Source organism: Kitasatospora sp. SC0581 (assembly GCF_048159585.1).
GTDB lineage: Bacteria > Actinomycetota > Actinomycetes > Streptomycetales > Streptomycetaceae > Kitasatospora.
The window spans coordinates 94210-120175 of sequence record NZ_JBLRWA010000018.1 but is presented as its reverse complement, the minus strand read 5'-3'; the positions used below and the strand labels follow the sequence as shown (position 1 = coordinate 120175).

At 73.1% G+C, this 25966-nt stretch carries 23 protein-coding genes and 2 tRNA genes; 7 read left to right on the top strand and 18 right to left on the bottom strand.

Features of this window, described 5'->3' with window-relative positions; all coding sequences use genetic code 11:
• Positions 1-263 precede the first annotated feature (263 nt).
• The gene (locus tag ACLWS4_RS24965; RefSeq protein ID WP_416875264.1) at positions 264-1412 is read right to left on the bottom strand and encodes a DegT/DnrJ/EryC1/StrS family aminotransferase; all 1149 of its coding nucleotides are present in this window, start codon (positions 1410-1412) and stop codon (positions 264-266) included.
• Positions 1409-2569 (bottom strand): Gfo/Idh/MocA family protein, encoded by a 1161-nt coding sequence (locus ACLWS4_RS24960; protein WP_416875263.1) that lies wholly within the window; start codon positions 2567-2569, stop codon positions 1409-1411. The genes ACLWS4_RS24965 and ACLWS4_RS24960 overlap by 4 nt, the downstream gene beginning before the upstream one ends.
• Before the next feature lie 387 nt (positions 2570-2956).
• Between ACLWS4_RS24960 and ACLWS4_RS24955 the strand changes: the two genes are divergently transcribed.
• Both ACLWS4_RS24955 and ACLWS4_RS24950 read left to right on the top strand, forming a co-directional pair.
• Entirely contained in the window at positions 2957-3418 is a 462-nt protein-coding gene (locus ACLWS4_RS24955; RefSeq protein WP_049653632.1) for a YwqJ-related putative deaminase, read from the top strand.
• Between the two features lie 76 nt (positions 3419-3494).
• Entirely contained in the window at positions 3495-4022 is a 528-nt protein-coding gene (locus tag ACLWS4_RS24950) for an SUKH-3 domain-containing protein (protein WP_049653631.1), read from the top strand.
• A gap of 67 nt (positions 4023-4089) precedes the next feature.
• On the opposite strand, the gene ACLWS4_RS24945 is transcribed toward ACLWS4_RS24950, so the two are convergent.
• On the bottom strand, positions 4090-5358 hold the full coding sequence (locus tag ACLWS4_RS24945) for a sensor histidine kinase (RefSeq protein WP_049653628.1): 1269 nt from the start codon (positions 5356-5358) through the stop codon (positions 4090-4092).
• A gap of 259 nt (positions 5359-5617) precedes the next feature.
• Here ACLWS4_RS24945 and ppc point away from each other — a divergent pair, with 259 nt between their 5' ends.
• Positions 5618-8422, top strand: coding sequence for a phosphoenolpyruvate carboxylase (gene ppc, locus ACLWS4_RS24940; RefSeq protein ID WP_049653627.1), 2805 nt, complete (start codon positions 5618-5620; stop codon positions 8420-8422).
• A 67-nt stretch (positions 8423-8489) separates the two neighbouring features.
• On the opposite strand, the gene ACLWS4_RS24935 is transcribed toward ppc, so the two are convergent.
• From ACLWS4_RS24935 to ACLWS4_RS24910, 6 genes are all read right to left on the bottom strand, one after another.
• A complete protein-coding gene (locus ACLWS4_RS24935; RefSeq protein ID WP_143204483.1) occupies positions 8490-8813 on the bottom strand; it encodes a hypothetical protein in 324 nt (107 codons plus the stop codon).
• Between the two features lie 145 nt (positions 8814-8958).
• The gene (gene pth / locus ACLWS4_RS24930; RefSeq protein WP_416875262.1) at positions 8959-9537 is read right to left on the bottom strand and encodes an aminoacyl-tRNA hydrolase; all 579 of its coding nucleotides are present in this window, start codon (positions 9535-9537) and stop codon (positions 8959-8961) included.
• Between the two features lie 108 nt (positions 9538-9645).
• Positions 9646-10233: a 50S ribosomal protein L25/general stress protein Ctc gene (locus ACLWS4_RS24925; RefSeq protein ID WP_049653621.1), complete on the bottom strand. Its 588-nt coding sequence runs from the start codon at positions 10231-10233 to the stop codon at positions 9646-9648.
• A gap of 278 nt (positions 10234-10511) precedes the next feature.
• Positions 10512-11489 carry a ribose-phosphate diphosphokinase gene (locus ACLWS4_RS24920; RefSeq protein WP_049653615.1) on the bottom strand — a complete coding sequence of 326 codons (978 nt, stop codon included), beginning with the start codon at positions 11487-11489 and terminating at the stop codon, positions 10512-10514.
• A gap of 201 nt (positions 11490-11690) precedes the next feature.
• Positions 11691-13145 carry a bifunctional UDP-N-acetylglucosamine diphosphorylase/glucosamine-1-phosphate N-acetyltransferase GlmU gene (gene glmU, locus ACLWS4_RS24915; RefSeq protein WP_375876031.1) on the bottom strand — a complete coding sequence of 485 codons (1455 nt, stop codon included), beginning with the start codon at positions 13143-13145 and terminating at the stop codon, positions 11691-11693.
• Positions 13146-13288: 143 nt separating this feature from the next.
• A tRNA-Gln gene (locus ACLWS4_RS24910) sits at positions 13289-13359 on the bottom strand.
• 248 nt (positions 13360-13607) lie between these two features.
• On the opposite strand from ACLWS4_RS24910, the gene ACLWS4_RS24905 reads away from it, so the two are divergent.
• On the top strand, positions 13608-14687 hold the full coding sequence (locus ACLWS4_RS24905) for a fatty acid desaturase (RefSeq protein WP_079271852.1): 1080 nt from the start codon (positions 13608-13610) through the stop codon (positions 14685-14687).
• A gap of 212 nt (positions 14688-14899) precedes the next feature.
• Complete coding sequence (locus ACLWS4_RS24900) at positions 14900-15502, top strand: TetR/AcrR family transcriptional regulator (protein WP_063780418.1); 603 nt, start codon at positions 14900-14902, stop codon at positions 15500-15502.
• A 44-nt stretch (positions 15503-15546) separates the two neighbouring features.
• Here ACLWS4_RS24900 and ACLWS4_RS24895 read toward each other — a convergent pair whose 3' ends face one another.
• The gene (locus ACLWS4_RS24895; RefSeq protein ID WP_416875261.1) at positions 15547-16347 is read right to left on the bottom strand and encodes a methyltransferase domain-containing protein; all 801 of its coding nucleotides are present in this window, start codon (positions 16345-16347) and stop codon (positions 15547-15549) included.
• A 111-nt stretch (positions 16348-16458) separates the two neighbouring features.
• Here ACLWS4_RS24895 and ACLWS4_RS24890 point away from each other — a divergent pair, with 111 nt between their 5' ends.
• Complete coding sequence (locus ACLWS4_RS24890) at positions 16459-16956, top strand: MarR family winged helix-turn-helix transcriptional regulator (RefSeq protein WP_049660288.1); 498 nt, start codon at positions 16459-16461, stop codon at positions 16954-16956.
• A gap of 38 nt (positions 16957-16994) precedes the next feature.
• On the opposite strand, the gene ACLWS4_RS24885 is transcribed toward ACLWS4_RS24890, so the two are convergent.
• The 5 genes from ACLWS4_RS24885 to ACLWS4_RS24865 all read right to left on the bottom strand — a co-directional run bounded on the left by ACLWS4_RS24885 (position 16995) and on the right by ACLWS4_RS24865 (position 20946).
• The gene (locus ACLWS4_RS24885; protein WP_416875260.1) at positions 16995-17996 is read right to left on the bottom strand and encodes a LuxR C-terminal-related transcriptional regulator; all 1002 of its coding nucleotides are present in this window, start codon (positions 17994-17996) and stop codon (positions 16995-16997) included.
• 282 nt (positions 17997-18278) lie between these two features.
• On the bottom strand, positions 18279-19241 hold the full coding sequence (gene galE, locus ACLWS4_RS24880; protein ID WP_049653698.1) for a UDP-glucose 4-epimerase GalE: 963 nt from the start codon (positions 19239-19241) through the stop codon (positions 18279-18281).
• 141 nt (positions 19242-19382) lie between these two features.
• Positions 19383-20051 carry a response regulator transcription factor gene (locus tag ACLWS4_RS24875; protein WP_049653699.1) on the bottom strand — a complete coding sequence of 223 codons (669 nt, stop codon included), beginning with the start codon at positions 20049-20051 and terminating at the stop codon, positions 19383-19385.
• A 169-nt stretch (positions 20052-20220) separates the two neighbouring features.
• Positions 20221-20296 (bottom strand) — tRNA-Thr (locus ACLWS4_RS24870).
• Positions 20297-20439: 143 nt separating this feature from the next.
• The gene (locus tag ACLWS4_RS24865) at positions 20440-20946 is read right to left on the bottom strand and encodes a winged helix-turn-helix transcriptional regulator (protein ID WP_416875259.1); all 507 of its coding nucleotides are present in this window, start codon (positions 20944-20946) and stop codon (positions 20440-20442) included.
• A 177-nt stretch (positions 20947-21123) separates the two neighbouring features.
• Here ACLWS4_RS24865 and ACLWS4_RS24860 point away from each other — a divergent pair, with 177 nt between their 5' ends.
• Complete coding sequence (locus ACLWS4_RS24860) at positions 21124-21720, top strand: flavodoxin family protein (protein WP_049653702.1); 597 nt, start codon at positions 21124-21126, stop codon at positions 21718-21720.
• 12 nt (positions 21721-21732) lie between these two features.
• Here ACLWS4_RS24860 and ACLWS4_RS24855 read toward each other — a convergent pair whose 3' ends face one another.
• The 3 genes from ACLWS4_RS24855 to ACLWS4_RS24845 all read right to left on the bottom strand — a co-directional run bounded on the left by ACLWS4_RS24855 (position 21733) and on the right by ACLWS4_RS24845 (position 25947).
• The gene (locus ACLWS4_RS24855; protein ID WP_416875258.1) at positions 21733-23139 is read right to left on the bottom strand and encodes an MFS transporter; all 1407 of its coding nucleotides are present in this window, start codon (positions 23137-23139) and stop codon (positions 21733-21735) included.
• Positions 23140-23310: 171 nt separating this feature from the next.
• Positions 23311-24519 carry a S8 family serine peptidase gene (locus ACLWS4_RS24850; protein WP_416875257.1) on the bottom strand — a complete coding sequence of 403 codons (1209 nt, stop codon included), beginning with the start codon at positions 24517-24519 and terminating at the stop codon, positions 23311-23313.
• A 156-nt stretch (positions 24520-24675) separates the two neighbouring features.
• Entirely contained in the window at positions 24676-25947 is a 1272-nt protein-coding gene (locus tag ACLWS4_RS24845; RefSeq protein ID WP_416875256.1) for a S8 family serine peptidase, read from the bottom strand.
• Positions 25948-25966: the final 19 nt, after the last annotated feature.

Below are 25966 nucleotides of genomic sequence, written 5' to 3'. Positions count from 1 at the left end.
CGCCCGGAGGGCGGGCGGGGCGGCGTTGGGGTGTGTGCATCGCAAGGCGGAGGAGGGAGCCACTGCGGTGGGGGCACCTCCCGGCCGAAGGCTGGGGGCCATTGGCGACCGACGACAACGCGGCGAGGTGCGTGCCCCAACGCCGCCCCGCAGACGCGAGTTCGAAGGCAGGCCCCCTGTGGCCTGCCCTCAACCCCCGGTCAGCCAGGCGGACGACGGGCTCCTGCCCCGGAGAGCCCGGAGCGCAGGCAGTGCCCCCGCCGTCACAGCCGCCCGCCCAGCGCCCGCGCCAGCGCCTCGGCCACCCGCAGCTGCCGGGCCTCGGTGAGGTGCGGGTGCAGCGGCAGGCTGAGCAGTTCGCGGGCGGCCCGCTCGGCGACCGGGAACGTCCCCTCGCGGTGGCCGAGGTGACGGAACGCGGGTTGCAGGTGGACCGGCACCGGGTAGTGCACCCCGGCGCCGATCCCGGCGGCGTGCAGCGCGGCCAGCACCGCGTCGCGGTCCCGGCCGGGGCCGATCCGCACCGGGTACAGGTGCCGGACGTGCTCGTTGCCGGGCGCGGTACGGGGCAGGGCGAGTCCGTCCAGCCCGCCCAGCAGCGCGTCGTAGCGGGCGGCGGCGGCCCGGCGGGCGGCGTTCCAGGCGGGCAGCCGGCGCAGTTTGGCGCGCAGCACGACGGCCTGCAGCGCGTCCAGCCGGGAGTTGCAGCCGAACCGTTCGTGCCGGTACCGGTCGCGGGCGCCGTGGTCGCCGGTCAGCCGGACGGCGTCGGCCAGGGCGTCGTCGTCGGTGAGCACCGCCCCGGCGTCGCCGTAGGCGCCGAGGTTCTTGCCCGGGTAGAAGCTGGTGGCCGCGATCCGCCCGTACCAGGTGCGCCCGTGCTGCCGGGCGCCCTGGGACTGCGCCGCGTCCTCCACCACCGGACGGCCGTCGGCCGCCGCCAGCAGCGGGCCCATCGGGGCGAGTTGGCCGAAGAGGTGGACGGGCAGCAGCGCGACCGCGCCGGGCAGCGCAGCGGCGGCCCGTTCCGGGTCCATCAGCAGGTACTCCGGGTCGGCGTCGACGAGCACCGGGCGCAGCCCGGCCCGCAGCACCGCCTCGGCGGTGGCGACGAAGGTGTTGGCGGGCAGCACCACCCCGCCGCCGGGCGGCAGGTCCAGGGCGCGCAGGGCCAGTTCGAGCGCGTCGGTGCCGTTGGCGGCGCCCACGCAGTGCCGGACGCCGACGAAGGCCGCGTACTCCCGCTCGAAGGCGGCCACTTCGGGGCCCTTGACGAAGGCTCCGGAGGCGAGCACCCGGTCGAAGCCGGCCCGCACCTCCTGCGCCACCTCGGCGTGCGCCGCCGCCAGATCGACCAGCGGGACGCCGTCCCCCGCCGCGCCGCTCCCCGAACCGTGCACCACCCCGCTCACCGCGCCTCCGCCCCGGCCCGGACCGCCGCGCCCACTGGCACGGTGACCCCGCCGAGTTCGAGGCTGAGCGAGGCCGCCTCCAGCAGCTGCAGCACCCGCACCCCGGCCCGGCCGTCGGTGAGCGGGGCCCGGCCCTCGGTGATGGCGGCGGCGAACTCGGCCATCACGTTGCGCAGCGCCTCCTGCTCGACCAGCGCCGGCGCGACCATCTCGCCGACCCGGTAGGAGATCAGCGCCCGGTGCCGGATCTCGTCGGTGAGCTGGTCGGGCGGGGTGAGGTCGACGCCCCGGTCGTGCACCGCCAGCCGGGCCTGCGGGTTGAGGTCGTCCCAGACCAGGGTGCGCCGCGAGCCGCCGATCAGGGTGGTGCGGACCTTGGTCGGGGAGAGCCAGTTGACGTGGCAGTGCGCGAGCGCGCCGTTGCTGAGCCGGACCGTCAGGTACGCGACGCAGGCGCGGCCGGCCCCGATCGGGTCGGCGCCCTGGGCGGACACCCCGACCGGTTCGACCCCGGGCGGCAGCACGAAGTCCAGGATCGACAGGTCGTGCGGGGCGAGGTCCCACAGCACGTCGACGTCCGGCTGCACCAGGCCGAGGTTGATCCGCACCGAGTCGAAGAACTGGACGTCCCCGATCTCCCCGCCGTGGACCAGCTCGCGGATCCGCCGCACCGCCGGGGTGTAGCAGAAGGTGTGGTCGCACATCAGCACCAGCCCGCGCCGCTCGGCCAGGTCGACCAGCTCCTCGGCCTCGGCGGCGGAGGTGGTGATCGGCTTCTCCACCAGGACGTGCTTGCCGGCCTCCAGCGCCGCCCGCACCAGCGTGTAGTGGGCGCCCGCCGGTGTGGCCACCGCGACCGCGCCGACCCGTTCGTCCGCCAGCACCCGCCGGTAGCTGGCGGTCGCCCCGACGGTGCTGTACTCCCCCAGCACCGCGCGGGCCTTGGCCTCGTCCAGGTCGCACAGCCAGTGCAGCCGCAGCGCCCGGGTCTGCTGCGCGTTGCGGACCAGCTTCGGGCCCCAGTAGCCGGCCCCGACCACGGCCAGCCCGACGGGGCGCGCGGGCACCGGCCGGGGCGGCTCGTCCGGTGCGGGTACGTGGCCGCCGGGTGCCTGGTTGGCGGCCTGCCAGTGGTCGTCCTGCGGTTCCGACGTCATCGCACGGGCCCCTTCGCTCAGCGCCGGGGTGGGCGGCAGGCCCTCCCCGGTGGCCTCAACGTCCGGCGCGGGCACGGGAGTCGGGCCCGCCCGGCGGTTGCTCCGCGCGGTCGGCCGCGTCCCCCTTCGGCTCGCTGCCGGAACGGTACCGGCCGCGTACCGGCCTCCGGGGCTGTTTCGGTAAATCGGCGGACAAGTCGTGACGGACGCGTGCGCGTTCGGCCAGCATCGGGTGACCGCCGGGCCGGTCCGTGGCGCCACCGGCCGCCGCCGCACCCCGGTTGCGCGGTTGTCAGTGCCGTTTGACAGGCTTGCCCCTGAACAGGCTTGCCCCGGACGGGCCCGGTCACTCCGGCCGACACCGGGTTACCAGGAGGAGGACGACGGATGACCACCGGTGAGCCGGCGGGCCCGCCCGTGCTGCGCCACCACCGCGACAGCCTGCTGCCCGCCGTCGCCGCCGCGCTGTCGCTCAAGGGCGGCGAGGTGCACACCCTGGCGGGCGACAAGGACCCGCGCCGCCCGGTGCTGCACCACCTGGTCGCCGATTTCCTGGACGCCCTGCCGACGGAGGCCCGCGAGCGGTTCACCGGCCGCTGCCCGGAGGCCGTCCTGCTCTCCCAGCACCTGGCCGCGGTCGACGGACGGCGCTCCAAGCGCGCCGCCCGCAAGCCGATGACGCTGCACGAGGCCCGCAAGGCGCTCAAGGGCTCCCGGATGACGACCGTCCGCATCCGCGAGGAGGGGGATCCGGCGCACGGCAGCCACGCGCCGCCCTGCCGCTCCTGCGCTCCGATGCTGGAGCACTTCACCGTGCGCAGCGTCGCCGTCGGGCCGCCCGCGCACTGACCGCCCGCGCACCGGCCGGCCGAGCCGCCGGCACGTCCCCCGTCCCCCAGCCCTGGAGCCCGCCCTGAACCCGCCCATCCCGCCCGCACCGGCCACCCTCTCCCCCGCCGGCGCCCGGACCCGCCCGCGCTTCCCCGCCGACGTCGCCGCCGAGCTCAAGGCGGCCGGCTGGCACCCCGGCCGCTGGCAGATCCGGCAGGCCGAGGAGTGGGCCGACGCCCTGGTCGGGTACGGCGCGCCCACCGGTGTGACGCACGCGGTGTTCCCGGCGGCGGTGGAGGCCTGGGCCGAGTTCGGCGGCCTCGCCTTCGACCTGTCCGGCCCGGGCCGCCAGCTGGCCCGCACCCCGTTCCTGATCGACCCGCTGTGCGGCCTGCACCAGCCGCGCACCCTGCTCGACCTCGGCCGGGCGCTGGGCACCCGGCTGGCCCCGCTCGGCGAGGAGGCGTACGGGCAGGCGCTGCTGGCCGTCGACGAGGAGGGCCGGGTCTACAGCCTGGACCACACCGGCGAGTGGTTCCTCGGGCACGGCATCGACCAGGCGGTCTCCGCCCTGGTCCTGGGCACGGCCCCGGAGCGGCTGCGGACCCCGGACGAGTACTGACGAGTACTGACGGGCACCGAGGCGTACGGAGGAGGAGCACCGGGAGCGCCGGAGTGCCGGGCCCGGCTCAGCGCAGCCGCTCGGCCCGCACCGCCAGCCGGGACGGCAGCACCGCCTCGATCCGGAACCCGCCGTCCGCCTCCGGCCCGGAGGAGAAGGTGCCGCCCAGCGCGATCACCCGTTCCCGCATCCCGACCAGCCCGTTGCCCCCGCTGGGCAGCTTCGCCGCGCCCCGCTCCCCGCCCGGGCAGGCGTTCACCACGGCCACCCGCACCCCGTTCGGCGCGTACGAGAGCAGGACGGACACCTGGGCGCCGCCCGCGTGCTTGTGCGCGTTGGTCAGGCCCTCCTGGACGACCCGGTAGGCGGTCTGCTCGGCCTCGCCGGTGAACTCCTGCCGGCTGCCGCTGACCGTCAGGGTCACCGCCATCCCGGCCACCCGGGACTGGTCCACCAGCCGCGGCAGCCCGGCCAGCGAGTCCGGCTCCGGCTGCCGCTCGTCGTCCATCCGCAGCACCCCGAGGATCTCGCGCAGTTCGTTCAGCGCCTGCCGGCCGACCTCGCCCATCAGCTTGGCGCTCTGCGCCGCCTTCTCCGGGTCCTTGCCGACGATCCGCTCCAGCGCCCCGGCGTGCACCACCATCAGCGACACCCGGTGCGCCACCACGTCGTGCATCTCCCGGGCGATCCGGGTGCGCTCCTCCAGCCGGGCCCGGCGGGCGCGCTCCTGCGCCTGCTCGGCCAGCAGGTCCAGTTCGGTCTCCAGGCCGTGCGCGCGGTCCTTGAGCGACTCGATCAGCCGCCGCCGCGCGCCGACGTACAGTCCGGTCAGCACCGGGGCGACCGTCAGCCCGACCGCCACCAGCAGCGACAGCAGGATCTGACCCCACAGCGGCGGCGGGTCCACCGGCCCGTCCCCGGGCGTCATCAGCGACACCGCCATCACGGCGGCCGCCTCGGCGAAGGCCAGCGCGGACAGCGCGACCACCCGGCGGCGCCGCGAGGGCCACTCCCAGGTCGACGCCAGCGTGTACAGCGCCACCACCAGCAGCACCACGCCCAGCATTCCGGGCATCACCAGCAGCGTCACCAGCACCGGGACGGCCGGCCAGCGCCGGCGCACCACCAGGGAGCCGCCGGCCAGCGTGCCGAGCACGGCTATCCCGACCGCTCCCGCGGTGCTGACGTGGATCCGGGCGGAAAGGAAGGCGATCGTGCTGGCCGCGCACTCGACGGCGGCGAGCAACGCCAGCCCGATGTCCAGGAAAGCGCTGCGCGGCCGCTTCCACCACAAGAACGACCGGACCGGCACGCGCTCCCCAGGCGAGTTGCTCATGCCCCACAGCGTAAGCGGCAACCCCCTCCCCTCCCCACCGGGATCTCCCCGTACACCCCCCTAGGCCGTCAAGTGGTCCAGACCACAGGTGGTTTTCGGCAGCCCTGTCCGCCATCCGGCCACGTCGCGGACAGCACCCTCCCCGACACCTATGCTGGTCGCGTCGGACAGCGCGGTCCGCACGCGTCACACCCGCCACACGCGTGTGGACCTGTGACGATGAGCCGTTGCCGAACCCCACCACCACAGGGAGACAGCCGTGACCGCTCCGGTCCCCACCCCGGCGGACAGCCCCACGCCCGTCGTCGCCGATCCCGACAACGCCGCCCTGCGTGCGGACATCCGCCGCCTCGGCGACCTGCTCGGCGAGACGCTGGTCCGCCAGGAGGGCCCCCAGCTGCTGGGCCTGGTCGAACAGGTCCGCCTGCTGAGCCGCACCGACGGCGAGGCCACCGCCGAACTCCTCTCCGACATCGACCTGGACACCGCCGCGAAGCTGGTCCGGGCGTTCTCCACCTACTTCCACCTCGCCAACGTCACCGAGCAGGTGCACCGCGGCCGCGAGTTCGCCACCCGCCGCGCCCGCGAGGGCTCGCTGCTCGCGCAGACCGCCGACCTGCTCGCCGAGGCCGACGCCAAGCACCTCCAGGACACCCTGGCCCACCTCGCGGTCCGCCCGGTCTTCACCGCGCACCCCACCGAGGCCGCCCGCCGCAGCGTCCTCAACAAGCTGCGCCGGATCGGCGAACTCCTCGACCGCATCCACCGCGACGAGGTCACCTCCGGCCTGGCCGCCGCCGACCAGGCCCGCACCAGCAGCGCCAAGCGCTCCGCCGACCGCCGCCTGGCCGAGGTCATCGACCTGCTCTGGCAGACCGACGAGCTGCGCATCGCCCGCCCCGAGCCCACCGACGAGGCCCGCAACGCCGTCTACTACCTGGACGAGCTCTACCGCGAGGCCGTCCCCGAGGTCCTGGAGGAGTTGCACGAGGAGCTCGCCCGGGTCGGCCTGAGCCTGCCCGACGGCGTGCGCCCGCTCACCTTCGGCACCTGGATCGGCGGCGACCGCGACGGCAACCCCAACGTCACCCCGCAGGTCACCTGGGACGTCCTCAACCTCCAGCACGAGTACGGCATCAAGGACGCGCTCGCCGCGATCGACGACCTGCGCAACACCCTCTCCACCTCCGAGCGGCTGGCCGGCGCCTCGGTCGAGCTGCTCGCCTCGCTCAACACCGACCTGCACCTGCTCCCCGAACTCAGCCCGCGCTACAAGCGGATGAACGCCGAGGAGCCCTACCGCCTCAAGGCCACCTGCATCCGGCTCAAGCTGGAGAACACCCGCGAGCGGCTGGCCGGCGGCACCCCGCACGTCGAGGGCCGCGACTACCTCGGCACCCGCGAGCTGATCGCCGACCTGCGGCTGATCCAGGACTCGCTGCGCTCCCACCGCGGCGAGCTCATCGCCGACGGCCGCCTCGCCCGCGCCATCCGCACCGTCGAGGCCTTCGGCCTCCAGCTCGCCACCATGGACGTGCGCGAGCACGCCGAGGCCCACCACCACGCCCTCGGCCAGCTCTTCGACCGGCTCGGCGAGGAGGCCTGGCGCTACGCCGACATGCCCCGCGAGTACCGGCAGAAGCTGCTCGCCAAGGAGCTCCGCTCGCGCCGCCCGCTCGCCCCCACCCCGGCCCCGCTGGACGAGGCCGGCACCAAGACCCTCGGCGTCTTCAACACCGTCCGCCAGGGCTTCGAGCGCTTCGGCGACGAGATTGTCGAGAGCTACATCATCTCGATGTGCCAGGGCGCCGACGACGTCTTCGCCGCCACCGTGCTGGCCCGCGAGGCCGGCCTGATCGACCTGCACGCCGGCATCGCCAAGATCGGCATCGTGCCGCTGCTGGAGACCACCGACGAGCTCCAGCAGGCCGACCGCATCCTCGACGAGATGCTCTCCGACCCGTCCTACCGCCTGCTCGTCTCGCTGCGCGGCGACGTCCAGGAGGTCATGCTCGGCTACTCCGACTCCTCCAAGTTCGGCGGCATCACCACCTCCCAGTGGGAGATCCACCGCGCCCAGCGCCGGCTGCGCGACGTCGCCCACCGCTACGGCATCCGGCTGCGCCTGTTCCACGGCCGCGGCGGCACCGTCGGCCGCGGCGGCGGCCCCTCGCACGAGGCCATCCTGGCCCAGCCCTGGGGCACCCTGGAGGGCGAGATCAAGGTCACCGAGCAGGGCGAGGTCATCTCCGACAAGTACCTGCTCCCCTCGCTGGCCCGGGAGAACCTGGAGCTGACCCTCTCCGCCACGCTCTCCGCCTCCGCGCTGCACACCGCCCCGCGCCAGGCCCCCGAGTCGCTGGCCCGCTGGGACGCCGCGATGGACCAGGTCTCCGAGGCCGCCCACACCGCCTACCGCGGCCTGGTCGAGCAGGAGGACCTGCCGAAGTACTTCTTCGCCTCCACCCCGGTCGACCAGCTCGCCTCGCTGCACCTGGGCTCCCGCCCGTCCCGCCGCCCCGACTCCGGCGCCGGCCTGGACGGCCTGCGGGCCATCCCGTGGGTGTTCGGCTGGACCCAGTCCCGGCAGATCGTCCCCGGCTGGTACGGCGTCGGCTCCGGCCTCGCCGCCGCCCGCGCGGCCGGCCTCGGCGACGTGCTGGACGAGATGTACGGCGAGTGGCACTTCTTCCGCAACTTCCTGTCCAACGTCGCCATGACGCTGGCCAAGACCGACCTGCGGATCGCCCGCCACTACGTCGAGCAGCTGGTGCCCGGCGAGCTGCACCACGTCTTCGACGAGATCAAGGCCGAGCACGCGCTCACCCTGCGCGAGGTGCTCCGGCTCACCGGCGAGAGCGAACTGCTGGAGCACAACCCGGTGTTGAAGCAGACCTTCGCCGTCCGCGACGCCTACCTCGACCCGATCTCCTACCTCCAGGTCGCGCTGCTGCGCCGCCAGCGCGAGGAGCTCTCGGCCGGGCGCCAGGACGACCCGCTGCGCGCCCGCGCGCTGCTGCTGACCGTCAACGGCATCGCCGCCGGCCTGCGCAACACCGGCTGACGGCCGGCCCGAGAACGGCCGAGGGCCGGTGTCCCGTCGGGGACACCGGCCCTCGGCCGTGAGGTTCCTACTCCGCGGTCTCGCCCGCGCGCTTGCGCTTCAGCCACAGCGCCGCGCCGCCGGCCGCCACCACCAGGCCGCCGCCGACCGCCAGCAGCCCCGCGTCGGGGCCCATCGAGTCACCGAGCACCGGGCCGAACTGCGCCGCCGCCGGCTCCGGGGAGACCGCCGGGTCCGACTCGGCGACCGGCTCCGCGTGCGCCACCGCACCGCCCGACAGCAGGACGCCGGCCACCCCCAGTGCACCGGCCGTACCGACCCGCCGGCCGAGCCGCCTCAGCTCGACCCCCCGGCTCCACCGCACTCGGCGGTCCGGACGCAATTCCCGCATCGAGAACTCCCCAGGACTCGTTCGCGTACCAGGCCGACGCTATCCGATCCCGCACAGGTTTCTCACACCGATTCAGGTTTGACGGGCCAAGCGTTGTACGACCGTTGCGTACCCCGCGCAGGGTCCTGACGGACGGTCAGGAGGCTCAGGAGTTGTACGTCCCCTGGGCCCGCTCCAGCCCCTCGGACAGCAGCGCCTCCACCGCGTCCGCCGAGCGGTCCACGAACCACTCCAGCTCCTTGCGCTCGGTCGCGGAGAAGTCCTTCAGCACGAAGTCCGCGACCTCCATCCGGCCCGGCGGGCGGCCGATCCCGCAGCGCACCCGGTGGTAGTCCGGGCCCAGCGACTTGGTGATCGACTTCAGCCCGTTGTGGCCGTTGTCGCCGCCGCCCAGCTTCAGCCGCAGCGTCGCGTAGTCGATGTCCAGCTCGTCGTGGACGGCGACCAGCGCCGAGGCCGGCGCCTTGTAGAAGTCGCGCAGCGCCGTCACCGGCCCGCCGGAGAGGTTCATGAAGGACATCGGCTTGGCCAGCACCACCCGCCTGCCCGCCAGCCGTCCCTCGGCCACCTGCGCCCGGCTCTTGTGCGCCTTGAACCTGGCACCCACCCGCTGCGCCAGCAGATCCACCACCATGAAGCCGATGTTGTGCCGGTTCCGGGCGTACTGCTCCCCGGGGTTGCCCAGCCCGACCACCAGCCACGGGCCCTCGTACTCGTCCGCCATGCCGTCCTTCCTCTCCTTCGCGCTCGTCGTCATCATCCCGGACACGCCGCTGCCCCGGGCGCTCCGACGGGAGCGACCGGGGCAGCGGTCCGACTAACGGGGCGAGGCTCAGGCCTCGGTGCCCTCGGCCTCGGCGGCCTCGTCCTCGGCCGGGGCGGCCTGGGCGCCGATGACCTGCAGCACGACGGCGTCGGCGTCGACGGCCAGGGTGACGCCGGCCGGCAGGACGATGTCCTTGGCGTGGATGGCCGCGCCGGCCTCCAGGCCCTCGACCGAGACGGTGACCGACTCGGGCAGGTGGGTGGCCTCGGCCTCGATCGGGAGCGCGTTCAGGACGTGCTCGAGCAGGTTGCCGCCGGCGGCCAGCTCGCCCTCGGTGTGGACCGGGATCTCGACGGTGACCTTCTCGCCGCGCTTGACCAGCAGCAGGTCGACGTGCTCGATGGTGCGCTTGATGGCCTCGCGCTGGACGGCCTTCGGCAGGACGTACTCGTCCTTGCCCTCGATCGGGACGACCAGCAGGGCGTTCGGGGTCTTCAGGGCCATCATCAGGTCGTGGCCGGGCAGGTTCAGGTGAACCGGGGCGTGGCCGTGGCCGTAGACGACACCGGGGACGAAGCCGGCGCGGCGGGCGCGACGGGCGGCACCCTTGCCGAACTCGGAACGGGTCTCAGCGGCAATACGGATCTCGGACACGACTGCACTCCTCGTGGAAATGGCGCGGGGGTGCAGGCAATGCGAAAACCGCCGGGACCACACCCTCAGTACGTTCGGGGGTCACTCGGCGGCAACGGCCTGCCGGTGGACGGGAGTCCGGCACCGGCAGCGCGTCGATCACGGAGCGGGCACCCGGCAAGCAGGCGCACGGCATCCCTCGCCGAGCAGTTTCACGAGTCTAACCGCACGAGCGGCCTCCCGCGAAATCGGCGGCGGCCCCGGTCCGATCGGACCGGGGCCGCCTGCACGGGCCTTCGTCAGTGCACGCCCTCGAAGAGGCTGGTCACGGAGCCCTCCTCGAAGACCTCGCGGATCGCGGCGGCGATCGACGGGGCGATGGACAGCGTGGTGATCTTGTCCAGCTGGATCGAGGCCGGGGTGGGCAGCGTGTTGGTGAACACGAACTCGCTCACCCGCGAGTTCTTCAGCCGGTCCGCGGCCGGACCGGAGAGCACACCGTGGGTGGCGGCCACCACGACATCCGCGGCGCCGTTGTCGAACAGCGCGTCGGCCGCGGCGCAGATGGTGCCGGCGGTGTCGATCATGTCGTCGACCAGCACGCAGACCCGGCCCTTGACGTCACCGACGACGTCGGCCGACAGGATGGTGTTGGCCTGGGTGATGTCGCGGCGCTTGTGGATGATCGCCAGCGGGGCGTCCAGCCGGTCGCACCACTGGTCGGCGACCTTCACGCGGCCGGCGTCCGGGGAGACGACCGTCAGCTTGTCGCGGTCGACCTTCCCGCCGATGTAGTCGGCCAGCAGCGGCAGCGCGAACAGGTGGTCCACCGGGCCGTCGAAGAAGCCCTGGATCTGCGCGGTGTGCAGGTCCACGGCCATCAGGCGGTCGGCACCGGCCTGGCGCAGCAGGTCGGCGACCAGGCGGGCCGAGATGGGCTCGCGGCCGAGGTGCTTCTTGTCCTGGCGGGCGTACCCGTAGAACGGCAGGATCGCGGTGATGCTCTTGGCGGAGGCCCGCTTCAGAGCATCGATCATGATCAGCTGTTCCATGATCCACTGGTTGATGGGAGCCGTGTGGCTCTGCATCACGAAGCAGTCCGCGCCGCGCGCGGAGTCCAGGAAGCGGACGTAGATCTCGCCGTTGGCGAAGTCCAGGGCCTTGGTGGGGACCAGCTCGGTCCCGAGCGCCTCGGCCACCTCCTTCGCCAGCTCCGGGTGGGCACGGCCGGAGAAGAGCTTCAGCTTCTTCTCACCCGACGTCGTGATCCCGCTCACTGCACCGTCTCCTCGCGTTGCGAACGCTGAACCCTCGACCCGGTGGCGGGCAGGCAGGGCCCGCTCGCGGTACGGGTTGGGGAATTGTCGGTACGCCTGGACACGGGCGGTAAGCCCTGTGGCGCACGTATGTCCCCAAGGTTACGCGCCCGCGCAGAAACCGTCCGCCTCGGGACCGTCCCCCGGCCCCGGCCCGCCCGCTCAGGCCTGCTCGGCCCCGTCCGCCGCCGCCTTCGCGGCCTGCGCGGACACCGTCCCGGGGCGCTTGCGCTCGACCCAGCCCTCGATGTTGCGCTGCGTGGCCCGGTTCACACCGAGCGCCCCGGCCGGGACGTCGTTGGTGATCACCGAGCCGGCGCCGGTGTAGGCGCCGTCACCGACGGTGACCGGGGCGATGAACATGTTGTCCGAACCGGTGCGGCAGTGCGCGCCGATGACCGTGCGGTGCTTGTTCACGCCGTCGTAGTTCACGGTGACGGAGGCCGCGCCGATGTTGGTGCCCTCGCCGATCGTGGCGTCGCCGATGTAGGACAGGTGCGGCACCTTGGCGCCCTCGCCCAGCTCGGAGTTCTTCACCTCGACGTAGGTGCCGACCTTCGCCTTGCGGCCCAGCCGGGCACCCGGCCGCAGGTAGGCGTACGGGCCGGCGGTGGCCAGCTCGCCGATCTCGGCGCGGTCGGCCGTGGTGTTGCTCACCCGGGCGCCGACACCGACCAGGGTGTCCTTGAGGGTCGAGTTCGGGCCGACCTCGCAGCCCTCGCCCAGGTGCGTGGCGCCCTGGAGCTGGGTGTTCGGCAGCACCACGGCGTCCGGCTCGTACGTGACCTGCACGTCGAACCAGGTGGTCGCCGGGTCCACCACGGTGACGCCCTCGCGCATCGCCCGCTCCAGCAGGCGGTCGTTCAGCAGCCGACGGGCCTGCGCCAGCTGGACCCGGTCGTTGATGCCCAGGATGTCCCGGTGGTCCTCGGCCACCACGGCGCCGACCCGGTGGCCCGCCGTGCGCAGGATCTCCAGGGTGTCGGTCAGGTACTCCTCGCCCTGCGAGTTGTCCGTGGTGAGCTCGCCCAGCGCCGCGGTGAGCAGCTTGGCGTCGAAGGCGAAGACGCCGGAGTTGATCTCGGTGATCGCGCGCTGGGTGGCGCTGGCGTCGCGCTCCTCGACGATCGCGGCGACGGTGCCGTCCTCGTCCCGCAGGATGCGGCCGTAGCCGAAGGGCTCCGGGACGACGGCGGTCAGCACGGTGACGCCGTTCTGCTGGGCGGTGTGCGCGTCGGCCAGCCGGCGCAGCGTCTCCCCGGTCAGCAGCGGCGAGTCGCCGGCGGTGACGATCACGGTGCCGTCCAGCACGGCGCCGTCGGCGGCCAGCGACTCCAGCGCGGTGCGCACCGCGTGCCCGGTGCCGTTCTGCTCCGCCTGCACCGCGGTGCGGGTGGCCGGGTAGTGCTCCGTCAGGTGCGCCACGACCAGCTCGCGCTGGTGGCCGACCACGACGACCAGCTGGCCGGGCGTCAGTTCCCGGGCCGCCGAGACCGCGTGACCCACCAACGAGCGGCCGCACACCTCGTGCAGCACCTTGGGCAGCTTGTTCGACTTCATCCGGGTCCCGCCACCGGCGGCGAGCACGACAACGGCGGCAAGCGAATTGGCACCCATGCGGGGAGGCTCCTCGGTAGGTTCACAGAGAGGGCAGAGCAGGCCCGGCCCGGACCCAGGCCGGTCGCCATTCGCACAGTCCGCCGAGCAGCACCGACAATACCGGCGCCACGGATAACGCCCGAACCCGAGGCGTGCAGAGGCTCCGCCGCTAGGATTCGAACCCAGACAAAGGCCTCCAAAGGGCCCTGTGCTGCCATTACACCACGGCGGACAGTCGTGTCAGACCCTACCCGAGAGGGCCCTGCCGTGGGTATCGACTTGACCGATCCACGGCCCGGATTCCAGCCCCGGCGGCCGAACCCGCCGGCCCCCCGGTTCATCCATCCAGTCGGGTGAATTCACTCAAGCGCCGCGCGGCGGTGTGTTCCCCTGGACACGGAGCGCAACCTACGATGCCGTAGGTTACGCCAACGTAGCTCCGCTTCGCTCCCGTTCCGGGACGCCGCACAAGGGACGCCCATGACCATCCAGGCAGGCGAGGCGCGCGCGGGGAACGCCGCGTCCCGCACTCCGTCTCCCGACCCCGAACCCGCCGAACCCACCGACCCCGCCGCACCCGTGGAGACCGACGACGCCGTGGAGACCGCCGACCAGACCGCCGGGACCGGCGACTCCGACACCGCCGCCACCCGGCTGTCCGCCACCCGCGGCGGCGAGAAGCAGGGCCCGGCCGAGCGGATCGCGCTCTCCCTGTTCATCCTCGTGCCGTTCGCCGCCCTGGTCGCCGCCGTCCCGGTGGCCTGGGGCCGGGGGCTGGGCTGGACGGACCTCGCGATCACCGTCGGCATGTACTACCTCACCTGCCACGGCATCACCATCGGCTACCACCGCTACTTCACCCACGGCGCCTTCAAGGCCGGCCGCCCGATGCGCCTGGCGCTGGCGATCGCCGGGAGCCTCGCCGTCGAGGGCCCGCTGGTGCGCTGGGTGGCCGACCACCGCAAGCACCACCGGTTCAGCGACAAGGACGGCGACCCGCACTCGCCGTGGCGCTACGGGGAGAGCGTCCCGGCGCTGATGAAGGGCCTCTGGTGGGCCCACATGGGCTGGATGTTCGACGAGGAGCAGACCCCGCAGCTCACGTACGCCCCGGACCTGGTGCGCGACCCGGCCCTGCGGCGGATCTCCCGGCTGTTCTGGCTCTGGACCACCATCTCGCTGCTGCTGCCCGCGCTGATCGGCGGCCTGGTGAGCCTGTCCTGGGAGGGCGCGCTGTCCGCCTTCTTCTGGGGTTCGCTGGTCCGGGTGGCCCTGCTGCACCACGTCACCTGGTCGATCAACTCGATCTGCCACGCCGTCGGCCGGCGCCCGTTCCGCTCCCGGGACCGCTCCGGCAACGTCTGGTGGCTGGCCGTGCTCTCCTGCGGGGAGTCCTGGCACAACCTGCACCACGCCGACCCGACCTCGGCCCGGCACGGGGTGCTCCGCGGGCAGATCGACTCCTCGGCCCGGCTGATCCGCTGGTTCGAGCTGGCCGGCTGGGTCCGGGACGTCCGCTGGCCGGACGCGCAGCGGATCGCCGCCCGCCGCGCCGCATGAGGCGGCGCTTCCAGCATGATGTAGGGGTGAACGGGAGCAGCGCAGACAGCAGGGGCGGTCACCACGGCACGCGGACGGACGCGGCGCCCGCCACGGCGCAGGCCCGTCCGCGGGCCGCCGCACCGGCGGCCGGCACCGACGACGGAGGTCCGGACCGGGGCGCCGGCGGCGGCCCGGCCCCGACGGCCCGCCGCCGGGGCGGCCGGGTCCGGATGACCGGCAAGCAGCGGCGCGAACAGCTGCTGGAGATCGGCCGGACGGTCTTCGCCGAGCGCGGCTACGACGGCACCTCGGTGGAGGAGATCGCCGAGCGCGCCGGGGTGTCGAAGCCCGTGGTGTACGAGCACTTCGGCGGCAAGGAGGGGCTGTACGCGGTGGTCGTCGACCGCGAGATGCAGCTGCTGCTGGACATGGTCACCGGGGCCCTGACCGGCGGGCACTCGCGCGAACTGCTGGAGCAGGCCGCCTTCGCGCTGATGGACTACATCGACACCTCGACGGACGGCTTCCGGATCCTGGTCCGGGACTCCCCGGTGGCCCAGTCGACCGGCACCTTCGCCTCGCTGATCAGCGACATCGCCACGCAGGTCGAGGACATCCTGGGCCTGGAGTTCAAGTCCCGCGGCTTCGACGCCCGGCTGGCCCCGATGTACTCGCAGATGCTGGTCGGGATGGTCGCGCTGACCGGGCAGTGGTGGCTGGAGGTCCGCAAGCCGGACAAGGCGACGGTGGCGGCGCACCTGGTGAACCTCGCCTGGCACGGGCTGGAGGGCCTGGAGCGGCACCCGCGGCTGGTCGGCGAGCGCAAGGGCTGACCGGCCGGGGCCGCCCCCGCGGCCTTCTCGCCCGTACGGCCGTCTCACCCCCGCGGCCGCCTGATTCCCACGGCGAAGATCCGCCGGAACGGGAAGACCGTCCCGTGCGGCCCGGCCGGGTAGGCCTCGCGCAGCAGCCGCCCGTACTCGGCCAGGAAGGCGGCCCGGTCGGCCGGGTCGGTGAGCCGGGTGAGGACCGGGCGCAGCGCGGTGCCCTTGACCCACTCCAGCACCGGGTCCGGCCCCGGCAGCAGGGTGCGGTAGGTGGTCTCCCAGACGTCCGGCAGGCAGTCGGCGGCGACCAGGGCGTCGAGGTAGCGCTCGGGCGGGTGGACGCCGGCCCGGACGGCCTCCTCGCCGAGCAGGCCCCGCCAGCGGGCGCTGCGGCGCAGGTCGGCGAGCAGGGTGTGGCTGGGGGCGTCGAAGTTGCCGGGCACCTGGAAGGCGAGCACCCCACCCGGTTCGAGGGCCGCCGCCCAGCGCGGCAGCAGCGCCAGGTGCCCGTCCACCCACTGGAGGGTGGCGTTGGAGACGATCAGGTCGGGCCCGGCCGGGGCCGGGTCGTACTCGCGGGCGTCGGCGAGCAGGTACTCGGCCGTGGGCTCGCCCTCGGTACGGGCGGTGGCCAGCATCGGGGCGGAGTTGTCGACGCCGGTGAGGCGGGCGGTCGGCCAGCGCTCGCGCAGCGCGGCGGTGGAGTTGCCGGGGCCGCAGCCGATGTCCAGGATCACCTCGGCACCGGGGTGCGGGAGGGCGGGGACGCGGGCGAGCAGTTCGCGCAGCGGACGGTTGCGTTCGTCGGCGAAGCGCAGGTACTGCTCCGGGTCCCAGACGGGGGTGGTCATGGTTCACCTCACAGGTATCTCGATATCAAGATATCCAGCGTTAGCCTTGCTGGCACATTTCTCGATGTCAAGAGACTTCACATCGACACATCCACCGATACACTGATCGTCATGGAGGACGAGGTCGACAGGCTGGTCGCAGCGTGGCGCCGGGAGCGCCCCGACCTCGACGTGGAGCCGCTGGAGGTGCTCAGCCGGGTCAGCCGGCTCGCCCGGCACCTGGACCGCGCCCGCCGCACCGCCTTCGCCGAGCACGGGCTGGAGCCCTGGGAGTTCGACGTCCTGACCGCCCTGCGGCGGGCCGGCTCCCCGTACCAGCTCTCCCCCGGCCAGCTGCTCACCCAGACCCTGGTCACCTCCGGCACCATGACCAACCGGATCGACCGCCTCACCGGCAAGGGCCTGGTCAAGCGCCTGCCCGACCCGGACGACCGTCGCGGCGTGCTGGTCAGGCTCACCGACGACGGCCGCGACCGCGCCGACCAGGCGCTCGCCGGACTGCTCGCGCACGAACGCGAACTGCTCGCCCAGCTCACCTCCGGCCAGCAGACCGAACTCGCCGCGCTGCTGCGCGTGCTGGTCGCCCCGTTCGACAACATCCCCGGCTGACGGCTCCGGGCTGACGGCTCCGGGCCCGGGCTTGCGGGTCAGGGCCGTTCGACGGTGCCGACCACCGGGGACGGCGGGGGCGCGGCCGGCTCGGCCGGGCTGACCCCGGCCCGGCGGGCGACCGCGACGGCCGCCAGCGTGGAGTGCACCCCGAGCTTTCCCAGCACGTTCTGCATGTGCGTCCGGACGGTGTGCGGCGACAGGTAGAGCCGCTCCGCGACGGCCTGCCGGCCGAGGCCCGCGACCATGCAGCGCAGGATCTGCTTCTCCCGCGGCGTCAGGGTGTCCACCAGCCGCTCGCTCTCGGTGCGGTCCCGCCGGGCGGTGGTGAGCTCGCGGATCACCCCGGTGAGCAGCGCGGGCGGCAGGTGCGTCTCGTCCCGCAGCACGCCCCGGACCACCGCCAGCAGCCGGGCCAGCGAACTCTCCTTCGCCACCCAGCCGGTGGCGCCCGCGTGCAGGGCGCGGGCGGCGCGGTGCGGGTCGTCGGCGGTGGCCAGGACGACGGCGCGCAGCCCGGGGTGGGCGCGGCGGAGCCGGGCGAGCAGGGTGATGCCGTCCGGTGGCGGGGCGGCGGGTCTGAACTGATCGCCCCGCAGCGGGTCCACCGCGGCCCGCACCCCGGCCGGCAGCCCGCCCGACAGCGGAACCGGCACCCCCACCGGTACGGCCGGCCGGCGCGGCTGCGGCACGGGCGGGGCACCGCGGCCGCGCCGGGCCTCGTCGCCGTACTCCGCGCCGGGCCGACGGCGGGCCGGCACTCCGCCGCCCGCCTGCGCTCCCGGCACGCCCGCCTGGCCGCCAGTCCCGATCGTCCCGGCCGCACCGACCGTCCCGACCGGCTCGACGCCCAGGTCGGCGTCGATCAACGCCACGTCGTAGGACCGGCCCTCGCCGGCCGCCCGCTCCAAGGCCCGCTCGGCGGCGGCGGCACTGCCGGCCGCCCCCACCTCCACGTCCGGCTCGGCGGCCAGCGCCGCGGCCAGTGCCTCGGCGAAGATCCGGTGGTCGTCGACCACCAGGACGCGAATCCGCCCCATCGTCCCTCCCCCTGCTCGCACCGCCCGAGCCCGGGGGCGGGGACCGGCCCGGCATCCGCGTTCCGGACCCGCCGTTCCGCCCGCCCACCGGTGGCCGGTGAGGCCGAATGGGCGCCGGCCCCCACCGGTACCGCACTCAGCGTACGGGGCGGGATACGCGCTCGTGGCGATTCGGTGAAGTTTCGTCAGAAGGTGCGTGAGTGGCCGGACTTGGACCGTCCGACCCCCACTCCACCACTGCTCACCGGCCGTTGCTCACCGGCCTTTCTCACCGGCCTTTTCTCACCGGCCGTTCTTCGCCAGGGTGAACGTCCAGGCGTCGGCGACGATCTCGTCCAGGTTCGGGCGGCGCGGGGTCCAGCCCAGCGTCTCGTGGGCGCGGGCGGCCGAGGCCACCAGCACCGCCGGGTCGCCGGCCCGGCGGCCCGCGACCTGCACCGGGATCTCCCGGCCGGTGACGCGCTTGACCGACTCGATCACCTCGCGCACCGAGAAGCCGCTGCCGTTGCCCAGGTTGCAGATCAGGTGCTCGCCCGGCTTCGCCGCGTCCAGCGCCAGCAGGTGCGCCTCGGCCAGGTCCGCGACGTGGATGTAGTCGCGGACGCAGGTGCCGTCCGGGGTCGGGTAGTCGTCGCCGTACACCGCGATGTGCGGACGCTGCCCCAGCGCGGCCTGGAAGACCAGCGGGATCAGGTGCGACTCGGGGTCGTGCCGCTCACCGTAGGACCCGTACGCACCGGCCACGTTGAAGTAGCGCAGCGAGACGGCGGCCAGGCCGTGCGCGACGGCCTCACTGGTGATCAGGTGGTCCACCGCGAGCTTGGTGGCGCCGTAGGTGTTGGTCGGCGCGGTGCGGGCGGTCTCGGCGATCGGCACGGCCTCCGGCTCGCCGTAGGTCGCGGCGGTGGAGGAGAACACCAGCTTGCGCACGCCCGCCGCGCGCATCGCGCTGATCAGCTCCAGCGAGCCGGCCACGTTGTTGCGCCAGTACTTCTCCGGGTCCGCGACCGACTCGCCCACCTGCGAGGAGGCGGCGAAGTGCAGCACGCCGTCGAAGGAACCGTCCAGCACCTTGTCGGCCTCCTGGATCCGGCCCTCGACGAACTCGGCACCGGCCGGGACGCCCTCGCGGAAACCGGTGGAGAGGTCGTCCAGGACGGTCACCCGGTGCCCCGCCTCCAGCAGGTGGGCGGCGACCACACTGCCGACATAGCCGGCGCCACCCGTGACCAGGTACTTACTCATGTTGCGACCTCCAGCGAACGACGGTCCGCCCGGTCGGGCGGAAGCCGTCGACGGAATCCGTACGACTGGGGTCATTCTCCCAATCCCACCGGGGTGCTCCGCGCCACCCGGACGACTGCTTCCAGCCTTCTCACCAACTCCTCAGCCGCCGGCCATCCGCTCCAGCAGACCGGTGCGCGCCGCCACCGCGGCCGCCTCCAGCCGGGTCCGTGCGCCGAGCTTCATCAGCACCCGCTGGACGTGCGTCCGGGCGGTGCTGGCGGCGATCCGCATCCCGGCGGCGATCGCCGCGGTGTCCTCACCGTCCGCGATCCTGGCCAGCACCTGCACCTCACGGCGGGTCAGCAGCCGCAGCAGCCGGACGGCCTCGTCGTCCGGTTCGGCCGCCGGGCGCAGCAGTTGGTCGAAGGCGCCGCGCAGGATGTCCACCGCGACCGCGGCCTCGCCCGCGCGCGCCCGCCCGATGGCCCGCTCGACCACCTCGATCCGCTCGTCGCTGGGCACGTACCCGGCCGCGCCGGCCGCGAACGCCCCTGCCACTCCGCGCAGTTCGCCCACCGGACCGAGCACGATCACGGCCACCTCAGGGCGCTCCCGACGGATCCGGCGCAGCCCGTCGAAGGCACCCGACTCCCCCGGCGCGGCCACCCCCAGCAGACACACCTCGGGCCGCCGCCCGACCACCAGATCGGCGGCGACACCGGCCGGGGAGCCGACCGCCAGCACCCGGTGGCCGCGCAGCTGAAGTGCGGTGGCCAGCGCTTCGGCCAGCAGCCGGTGGTCGTCCACCACGACGAGTCGAACACCCATGACACCCTCCCGGTCGGGGTTCGGCTCGCGCCCGCACCCCTCGGGCGGGCGGCCGATGACGCACCATCACAGCGCATTCCGTACCCGACCCGCTAGGCCGTGGCGTGTCGGGCCGCGGAACCGGTCGGGAAACGCGAAAGACCCCCGCCGTGAGGCGAGGGTCTTTCAGTGGAGCCCCCATGCGGAATCGAACCGCAGACCTTCTCCTTACCATGGAGACGCTCTACCGACTGAGCTATAGGGGCTTGCCGGGCTTTTCACCGGGCCGGTCGAACAAGGAAGACATTACACGGCTCCGGGCCCGGAAGGGAAATCGGCCTCCGGCCTCCGCCGCCGGCCGGCCCGGACCTCGCCGCACCGGCCCTCCCGGCCGTCGCCACGCGCCGGCTCAGTCCTCGCCGTGCACCGCGTCGAACTCCTCGCGGGCCGCCACCATCCGCCTGGCGCGGTGCTCCGTCCACCGGCCGACCGGCGCGAGCAGCTCGGCCAGTTCGCGACCGAGCGGCAGCAGGTCGTAGACCACCCGCGGCGGCGTCTCCGGGAAGACCGTACGGAGCACCAGCCCGCTGCGCTCCAGGTTGCGCAGCGACTGGGTGAGCATCTTGCGGCTGACCCCGCCGACCCCGCGCTGGAGTTCGGAGAAGCGCTGCGGCCCGCAGCCGAGGAGGCTCATCAGGATCAGCATCGACCACTTGTCGGCCAGCTCGGCGAAGACCGCGCGACTGGGACAGAGCTGGGCGAACACGTCGTACTCCGGCTCGCCCGGTCCGTCCGGCTCCCCCCGTGCGTCCCGCGCTTCCTTCGCGTCCCGTGCTTCCTGCGCGGTCCGCACTTCCTTCGCGTCCTGCTCCGCGGGTTGTCCGGTCCGGGTCCGGGCCGCTTGCTCCGTCGTCATGCGTCCAGGGTAGCTCTGCGGTCTCCAATCCACTCTTGGTAACCAATGGAGACCTGGTCTATATTGGAGACCAACGGAGCCGGGGCCCGCCGCCACCGCGGTGCGCCCGCCCCGTCCCGTCCCCACGCCTGCCCGCCGGCCACCGCGCCGGCCCGCACCCGTCCCCTGGAGCGCCGCATGACCGCCGTCCGTCCGACCGTCGCCCTCGCCTACCACTCCGGCTACGGCCACACCGCCGTGATCGCCGAGGCCGTCGCCCGTGGCGCCGCCGCCGCGGGTGCCGAGGTCGTCACGATCGCTGTCGACACCATCACCGAGGAGCAGTGGGCCCAGCTGGACGCCGCCGACGCGATCGTCTTCGGCTCCCCCACCTACATGGGCACCGCCTCCGGCGCCTTCCACGTCTTCGCCGAGGCCACCAGCAAGCGCTGGTTCTCCGACTCCTGGAAGGACAAGGTCGCGGCCGGCTTCACCAACTCCGCCTCCAAGAGCGGCGACAAGGCCGGCACCCTCTTCTTCTTCCAGACCCTCGCCGCCCAGCACGGCATGAGCTGGGTCAACCTCGGCCTCAAGCCCGGCTGGAACGCCACCACCGCCTCCGAGGACGACCTCAACCGGCTCGGCTTCTCCAACGGCGCCGCCGCGTCCTCCCCGGCCGACGCCGGCCCGGAGGCCGTCCACAAGTCCGACATCGCCACCGCCGAGCACCTCGGCGACCGCGTCGCCCGGCACACCGCCGTCGTGCTGGCCGGCCGCGCCGCCCTGGCCGGCTGAGCCCACCCCTCGTCAGGCCGCCGGATCCGTCCCCAACCGGGGCGCCCGGCGGCCTCCGCCGTCCACCGGGCCGTCCGCCGAACCGAGTTCGGCACCGTCCGCCGCACCGCCCGCCACACCGCCCGCCACACCGTCCAGCGAACCGAGCTCCGCACCGGTGTTCTCCGGCAGCATCCGCAGGCACCCCAGGGCCAGCACACCCAGCACCGCCAGGTACCAGCCCACCGGCTGCGCCGTCCCGTACGCCCCGGTCAGCCGGGTGGCCACCAGCGGCGTCGTCGCACCGCCGACCACACCGCCCAGGTTGTACGTCAGCGCCGCGCCCGTGTAGCGCACCCGGGTCGGGAACAGCTCCGGCAGGAACGCCGCCAACGGCCCGAACATGCAGCCCAGCACCACCATCGCCCCCGCCAGCCCGACGAACATCAGCGGCCGGCTCACCGTCTCCAACAGCGGGAACAGCACCGGCGACCAGACCGCGGCCAGAGCCGTCGCCCACCGCAAGGTCCGCCGCCGCCCCCAACGGTCACTGCGCGAGGCGCTCAACCACACCGTCGCGGCCATGCCCGCCGCCCCGACCAGCAGCATCGACAGCACCACCGTGCTCGCCACCCCGAGCCCGGTCGTCGCGTACGCCAGCGCGTACGTCGTGGTCAGGTAGAACAGCGCGTACCCCACCGTGATCGCCCCGCCGCCCGCCAGCACCGGACGCCAGTGCCCCCGCAGCACCTCCAGCACCGGCAGCCGCTCCCGCCGCCCCTCCGTCCGGAACAGCGGCGACTCCTCGACCCGCAGCCGCACGAACAGCCCCACCGCGACCAGGACGAACGAGGCCAGGAACGGCACCCGCCAACCCCACGCGCGGAACGCCCCCTCGTCCAGGCCGAGTTGCAGCGCCAGGAACACCCCGTTCGCCAGCACGAACCCGATCGTCGGCCCCAGCTGCAGGAACCCCCCGTACCGCCCCCGCCGCCCGGCCGGCGCGTTCTCCGCGATCAGCAGCGCCGCCCCGCCCCACTCCCCGCCCAACCCGACGCCCTGGCACACCCGCAGCACCACCAGCACCGCCGGCGCCCACCACCCCCACGCCCCGAACCCCGGCAACAGCCCCACCGCCGCCGTCGCCAACCCCATCAGCAGCAGCGACACCACCAGCGTCGCCTTCCGCCCCACCCGGTCCCCGAAGTGCCCGAACACCACCGCCCCCACCGGCCGGGCCAGGAACGCCACCGCGTACACCGAGAACGCCGCCAACAGCGCCCCCACCGTGCCCAATCCGGGAAAGAACACCGGCCCGAACACCAACGCGGCCGCCGTCCCGTAAATGAAGAAGTCGTAGAACTCGATCGCCGTCCCGATCAGCGCCGCAGCCGCCGCCCGCCGCACCTGCCCGACCCGCCAAGCACCCTCCGCATCCATACCACCACCCTCGCCACCCCCACCCCGCCCCCACCAGCCTCCACCCGAGTGACCCCGGCGCACACCCACCGCCCCACGCCCCCGACACGCGCGAGGGCGCCAGGATGCACCTGACGCCCTCACACCTCTGCCGACCCGCCTGCGCGGCTGCCCGGCAACGCGGCAACCCGGCTACCTCGCGTACGGGTTGTCCTCCGGCGGCACCTGCGGCCGGTACGACGGCAGGTCCGGCGGCGGCACCAGCGACACCTGAGCCACCCGAGGCCGCACAGCCGACTTCCGCCGCCGCACCACCGCGAACACCACCCCCGCCACCAACACCAACCCGGCCACCACCCCCGCGACGACCGGCACCGCACCACTGCCCGAACCCGACGCCACCTCAGCCTTCGGCGGCGCCGACGGCACACCAACGGCCACCTCGGCCGGACTCGGCAGCACTGGCGCAGGAGCGGGCGCACTCGCCGAAGGCGACGGAGCCACCGACGGCACAACCGCGTCAGCCGGAAGCGGCGACACGTCAGCGGGGCCGGGATCCCCCGGATCCGTCAACGCGATACGCGGCCGCACCGCACCCCAGCCGGCATCGTCCGTGCGAACCGTTCCCCCGTTCGGCCTGCTCGCCGTATTGATGAGGACCCGCAGGACCTGGTTGGGAGACCAGTCCGGATGCACCGACCAGATCAACGCCGCCGAAGCGGAAGCCAGCGCGGTCGCATCCGATGAGCCGTGGCCCTTGCAGTACCCGGACGGCGTCGTACAGGCCCCGATCGTGTCCATCCCCGGGGCGACAAGAGCCACCTGCGGCCCGTAGGAGGATTCCGACGTGACGGTTCCGTTGCGGTCGATCGCACCGATGCCGACGACGTTCGGAAGAGCCCCGGGATAGTCGACCGGATTCCCCGACTGCGCCTCATTCCCGGCAGCCGCGAAGACCAGTGATCCCTTCGCCCTCGCAGACGCAAGAATGCGATTCAGCTTGGCCACATTCTCCTCAGTGGCGGTGACCGAGTTCATCCCTTGGGAAATGCTGATGATCTTGGCCCCCTGGCTGGCAGCGAAGTCGACGGCCTTCCCGACCTGGTCCAGAAAATCAGCCGAGACAAGACTCCCCACCGAGCCGTTATTGATCTTCAGGGGAAGGATCTTGGCTCCTGGCACCAAGCCGTACGCGCCTTTGCCCCCGTTGGCCTTTCCTGTCCCCGCAATGAGACCTGCCATCAGCGTGCCATGGGGATCACCATAAGAACCGACCCCGCCTGCACTCCCACTGAAATCCTGCCCCGGCAGGAACTGCCCTGCCAAATCCGGGTGATCCAACTTGAAGCCGCCGTCGATCACCGCAACTGTGATGTTCGCCCCTTGGGAGACCTTCCACATCTCCGGAGCGTGCATCGCGTCCAGGTGCCACTGATCAGCACGAATCGAGCCATCTGCGACAGCCGGCGGCACCGCGGCCCCCACCACGCACAGGCTCACAGCCCCCAGAGCCACAAGCCGACGAACCCACATCCCGTACTCCCCCAACAACGTGACCTACCTCGCGTACGGGTTGCCCTCCGACTGCACCCGAACCGCCTCGGGCTGTACGGCCGGCTTCCGGCGCCGCACCACTGCGAACACCACACCGGCCACCAACACCAACCCGGCCGCCACACCCCCCACGATCGGCAACGCACTGCCCGAACCCGACGATGCCTCAGCCTTCGGCCGCGCCGATGGCGCACCGGCAGCCACATCGGTCGGGCTTCCGGCCTGGCCTGGAACAGCAGATGCGGCAGCCGAGGCGGTTGCCGAAGGCGACGGAACCGACGATGGTGTCGCCGCATCACCCGGAACCGGCGAAACATCCGCCGGACCCGGGTCCCCCGGATCCGTCAACGCGATACGCGGCCGGACAACGCCATAACCAATGATGTTGTTGCGATCGGAACCGTCGTTCGGCTTCCCCGCGGTATTAATGAGGACCCGCAGGACCTGATTCGCGGTCCAGTCCTTGTGCACGGACCAGATCAATGCGGCCGAGGCTGAAGCCAGAGCAGAAGAGTCCGATGTGCCATGGCCCTTGCAGTACCCGGTATTCCCGGTGCATGCCTCGACGATGTCAACACCAGGCGCGGAGAGAATGACCTGCGCCCCCTGCTGGGACTCCAAAGTCACGGTGGCGTTGCGGTCGATCGCGCCCACCCCGACCACGTTCGGCAGGCCGCTCGGATACTCGAGAAGATTTCCTGACTGGTAGGAGTTACCCACACTGGAGAACACCAGAACACCCTTCGCCCGCGCCCAGGCCAGGGTCTTGCTCAGCTTCTCCGCGTCAGCAGGAGATGCGGTGACGGCAGAGATTCCCTGCGAGATATTGACGACCTTGGCACCCTGCTCGACCGCATACGTGACAGCCTGCCCGATCTGCCCCAGAAAATCCGTCGAAACCACGGCCCCTACGGACCCGTTATTGATTTTCAGTGGAAGGACCTTGGCAGCAGGAGCAAGGCCGTACGCCCCCGTGCCGCCACTGGCCTTTCCGGATCCTGCGACGAGGCCCGCCATCGCCGTACCGTGACCGTCAGCGTACGAGCCGACGCCGCCCGGGCTCTCACTGAAGTCCTTACCAGGGAGGAGCTGTCCCACGAGGTCCGGATGGTCCAGCTTGAACCCGCCATCGATCACCGCGACAGTGATGCCCTGGCCCCTGGAAACCTTCCACACCTCAGGTGCGTGCATCGCGTCCAGGTGCCACTGATCAGCACGAATCGAGCCATCGGCGGCAGCCGGTGTCACCGCACTCCCCACCACGCTCAGGCTCACAACCCCCAGGGCCACAAGC

What these genes read in the sequence shown, in the direction of transcription:
- ACLWS4_RS24960 (WP_416875263.1), bottom strand. Translation starts at nt 2,569, where the DNA reads ATGACGTCGGAACCGCAGGACGACCACTGGCAGGCCGCCAACCAGGCA.
- ACLWS4_RS24955 (WP_049653632.1), top strand. Translation starts at nt 2,957, where the DNA reads ATGACCACCGGTGAGCCGGCGGGCCCGCCCGTGCTGCGCCACCACCGC.
- ACLWS4_RS24945 (WP_049653628.1), bottom strand. Translation starts at nt 5,358, where the DNA reads ATGAGCAACTCGCCTGGGGAGCGCGTGCCGGTCCGGTCGTTCTTGTGG.
- ACLWS4_RS24935 (WP_143204483.1), bottom strand. Translation starts at nt 8,813, where the DNA reads ATGCGGGAATTGCGTCCGGACCGCCGAGTGCGGTGGAGCCGGGGGGTC.
- pth (WP_416875262.1), bottom strand. Translation starts at nt 9,537, where the DNA reads ATGGCGGACGAGTACGAGGGCCCGTGGCTGGTGGTCGGGCTGGGCAAC.
- glmU (WP_375876031.1), bottom strand. Translation starts at nt 13,145, where the DNA reads ATGGGTGCCAATTCGCTTGCCGCCGTTGTCGTGCTCGCCGCCGGTGGC.
- ACLWS4_RS24905 (WP_079271852.1), top strand. Translation starts at nt 13,608, where the DNA reads ATGACCATCCAGGCAGGCGAGGCGCGCGCGGGGAACGCCGCGTCCCGC.
- ACLWS4_RS24900 (WP_063780418.1), top strand. Translation starts at nt 14,900, where the DNA reads ATGACCGGCAAGCAGCGGCGCGAACAGCTGCTGGAGATCGGCCGGACG.
- ACLWS4_RS24895 (WP_416875261.1), bottom strand. Translation starts at nt 16,347, where the DNA reads ATGACCACCCCCGTCTGGGACCCGGAGCAGTACCTGCGCTTCGCCGAC.
- ACLWS4_RS24890 (WP_049660288.1), top strand. Translation starts at nt 16,459, where the DNA reads ATGGAGGACGAGGTCGACAGGCTGGTCGCAGCGTGGCGCCGGGAGCGC.
- ACLWS4_RS24885 (WP_416875260.1), bottom strand. Translation starts at nt 17,996, where the DNA reads ATGGGGCGGATTCGCGTCCTGGTGGTCGACGACCACCGGATCTTCGCC.
- galE (WP_049653698.1), bottom strand. Translation starts at nt 19,241, where the DNA reads ATGAGTAAGTACCTGGTCACGGGTGGCGCCGGCTATGTCGGCAGTGTG.
- ACLWS4_RS24875 (WP_049653699.1), bottom strand. Translation starts at nt 20,051, where the DNA reads ATGGGTGTTCGACTCGTCGTGGTGGACGACCACCGGCTGCTGGCCGAA.
- ACLWS4_RS24865 (WP_416875259.1), bottom strand. Translation starts at nt 20,946, where the DNA reads ATGACGACGGAGCAAGCGGCCCGGACCCGGACCGGACAACCCGCGGAG.
- ACLWS4_RS24860 (WP_049653702.1), top strand. Translation starts at nt 21,124, where the DNA reads ATGACCGCCGTCCGTCCGACCGTCGCCCTCGCCTACCACTCCGGCTAC.
- ACLWS4_RS24855 (WP_416875258.1), bottom strand. Translation starts at nt 23,139, where the DNA reads ATGGATGCGGAGGGTGCTTGGCGGGTCGGGCAGGTGCGGCGGGCGGCG.
- ACLWS4_RS24850 (WP_416875257.1), bottom strand. Translation starts at nt 24,519, where the DNA reads ATGTGGAAGGTCTCCCAAGGGGCGAACATCACAGTTGCGGTGATCGAC.